The following is a 3,101-nucleotide window of genomic DNA, read 5'->3' as shown; positions in this document are numbered from 1 at the left end:
CCCCCGCCCTGGCCGTCGCAGAGCGTGTCCGTGAAGTACGCGGGCGACATGTCGCGCCCCCGCCCCGGGGACCGGAACTTCACCTTCGCCGTCACCTTCACCCAGGAGTCGGGGCCGCCGGCCACCGTCCGTCGCGTCGCCCAGCCGTCGGCGGCGCTTTCGGTCAGCACAGCCCCTCCCACCCCTTTCACGGTGAAAACGGGAACTCCCCGGAAGTTGATCATCAGGATGCACATTCGCGCATGCGGAGAAGTGCCCCGGAACGCCGGACTCCCTTTCGTGGAAGTAACACTGCGTAATGCGCGCGCAATCGAGAAGCAGAGTTACATCCTCGGTCCGGAATACGCGAATGATCTTTCTCGCGCCCTCGCCGCCGCATGCCCGCGAACACCACTGTCATGAGTCAAACGACCTTACAGTCCTGCCAGTTGTCCTGGAGATTCTCAGCATGCGGATACGGCTAGACCCACCGAACAAGGCCATATTCAGCCCCAACCGCCCCCTGCGTTCCAGCCCGGAATACTCCGTGGCATAACAAGAGCGTCACAGCCTTGGTCCGACCACTCCACCTGGAACAAAGGCGCCCTTAGAGTCACGGCCAGTCACCGCGCCCACCGGATTCCTGTCAGTTCGGTTCCGCGCTCGACTCGGCATCCCAACAAGGGACAGCCGTGCCAGGGGAAAGGACTGATCGTGCGTCAACGTTCGCTCATAGCCATCACCGCTGCACTCACCGCGGGGGCACTCACCCTCACCGCCTGTGGCTCGCGCGACGACAAGGACAAGGACAGCGCCGGGGGCGGCGGCACCACGGTCGTCATCGGCGTCGACGCGCCGCTGACCGGAGAACTCTCCGCACTGGGCCTCGGCATCCGCAACTCCGTCGACCTCGCCACCAAGCAGGCCAACGCCAAGAAGTACGTCGACGGCGTGACCTTCAAGATCCAGGCACTCGACGACCAGGGCCAGCCCTCGTCCGGCCAGACCAACGCGACCAAGCTCGTCGCCGACAAGGAAGTCCTCGGCGCCGTCGGCCCCCTGAACTCCTCCGTCGCCGAGTCCATGCAGAAGGTCTTCGACGACGCCAAACTCGTCCAGGTCTCCCCCGCCAACACCAACCCCGCCCTCTCCCAGGGCCCGGACTGGAACGGCGGCAAGAAGGTACGGCCCTACAAGTCCTACTTCCGCACGGCCACCACCGACGCGATCCAAGGACCCTTCGCCGCCCAGTACCTCTACAACAAGGCCAAGAAGAAGAAGGTCTTCGTCGTCGACGACAAGAAGACCTACGGCGCCGGCCTCGCCGCCACCTTCAAGGACGAGTTCACCAAGCTCGGCGGCAAGGTCGTCGGCACCGAGCACATCAACCCCGACACCAAGGACTTCGGCGCCGTCGCCACCAAGATCCGCAACAGCGACGCCGACCTCGTCTACTACGGCGGCGAATACCCCCAGGCGGGCCCCCTCAGCAAGCAGATGAAGCAGGCAGGCTCCAAGGCCCCGCTCGTCGGCGGCGACGGCATCTACAGCGCCGACTTCATCAAGCTCTCCGGCAAGCAGGGCGTCGGCGACTACGCCACCTCCGTCGGCCAGCCCGTCGAGGAACTCCCCTCCGCCAAGGAGTTCATCGCCAACTACAAGAAGGCCGGCTACAAGGAGGCCTACGAGGCCTACGGCGGCTACTCCTACGACAGCGCCTGGGCCATCATCGAGGCCGTCAAGAAGGTCGTCGACGACAACGACGGCAAGCTCCCCTCCGACGCCCGCGCCAAGGTCATCGACGCCATGAAGGGCGTCTCCTTCGACGGCGTGACCGGCAAGGTCTCCTTCGACGAGTACGGCGACGCCACCAACAAGCAGCTCACCGTCTACCAGGTGAAGTCGACCGACCCCAAGAGCGGCTGGAAGCCCGTCGAGTCCGGCACCTACACCGGATCCAACTGACGTACGACCCGCAGCCCACGACAGACCGCGCGGGGCGCCGCACCACAGCGCCCCGCGCGGCGTCGCATCCCCGTCGCACTCGTCACTGACCGTGCGGCCGCGCACAGGCCGATGAGCCACCGCACGACGGCCGTACGACACCGAAAGACTCGGAGGACCTGCGGTGCACGAACTGCCGCAACAGCTGGTCAACGGCCTGCTATTGGGATCCATGTACGGCCTGATCGCCATCGGCTACACAATGGTCTACGGCATCGTCCAGCTCATCAACTTCGCCCACGGCGAGATCTTCATGACCGGCGGCTTCGGCGCCCTCACCGTCTGGCTCTGGCTCCCCGCGGGCACCAGCGTATGGACCGCGCTCCCCCTCATGCTGGTCGGCGCCATCTTCGTCTCCACCACCATCGCCATCGGCGCGGAACGTTTCGCCTACCGGCCCCTGCGCGGAGCACCACGCCTCGCCCCGCTCATCACGGCCATCGGCCTCTCGCTCGCCCTCCAGCAAGCCGTCTGGGCCTGGTACCCCGAGGCCAAGTCGGCCCGCTCCTTCCCCGAACTCCCCGGCGGCACCATCCACATCGGCTCCGTCACCATGCAGCCCGCCGACATCTTCCTGCTCGTCACGGCGCCCATCTGCATGGTCATCCTCGGCTACTTCGTCATGAAGACCCGCATCGGACGCGGCATGCAGGCCACCGCCCAGGACCCCGACACCGCCAAGCTCATGGGGATCAACACCGACCGCGTCATCGTCGTCGCCTTCGCCATCGGCGCCGCCTTCGCCGGCATCGCCGCCGTCTGCCGCGGCCTCAAGTACGGCCAGATCGACTTCCGCATGGGATTCATCCTCGGCCTCAAGGCCTTCACCGCGGCCGTCCTCGGCGGCATCGGCAACATCTACGGCGCCATGATCGGCGGCCTCGTCCTCGGCCTCGCCGAATCCATGGCCACCGCCTACATCAACGACGTCCCCGGCATGGACAAGCTCGGCGGCCAGTCCTGGGCCGACGTCTGGGCCTTCGTACTCCTCATCGTCGTCCTCCTCGTCAGGCCCCAGGGCCTCCTCGGCGAGCGCGTCGCGGACAGGGCGTGACCACCATGACCACACAGCAGACCACGGCCGGCAACGCCCACCCGCACAAGGACAAGGCCCCCAC

2 protein-coding genes are annotated in these 3,101 nt (G+C 66.4%); both read left to right on the top strand.

Annotation, left to right across the window (positions count from 1 at the left end; genetic code table 11):
* Positions 1 to 693: 693 nt before the first annotated feature.
* Positions 694 to 1,944, top strand: a complete 1,251-nt coding sequence (locus AOK22_RS34095; RefSeq protein WP_055702586.1) for a branched-chain amino acid ABC transporter substrate-binding protein — start codon at positions 694 to 696, stop codon at positions 1,942 to 1,944.
* A 163-nt stretch (positions 1,945 to 2,107) separates the two neighbouring features.
* Positions 2,108 to 3,037 carry a branched-chain amino acid ABC transporter permease gene (locus tag AOK22_RS34090; protein ID WP_055702585.1) on the top strand — a complete coding sequence of 310 codons (930 nt, stop codon included), beginning with the start codon at positions 2,108 to 2,110 and terminating at the stop codon, positions 3,035 to 3,037.
* Positions 3,038 to 3,101: the final 64 nt, after the last annotated feature.

It is taken from the genome of Streptomyces silaceus (genome assembly GCF_001419745.1).
Lineage (GTDB): Bacteria > Actinomycetota > Actinomycetes > Streptomycetales > Streptomycetaceae > Streptomyces > Streptomyces silaceus.
Note: the sequence above shows the minus strand (reverse complement) of the source record. Positions and strands in the feature narration are given on the sequence as shown.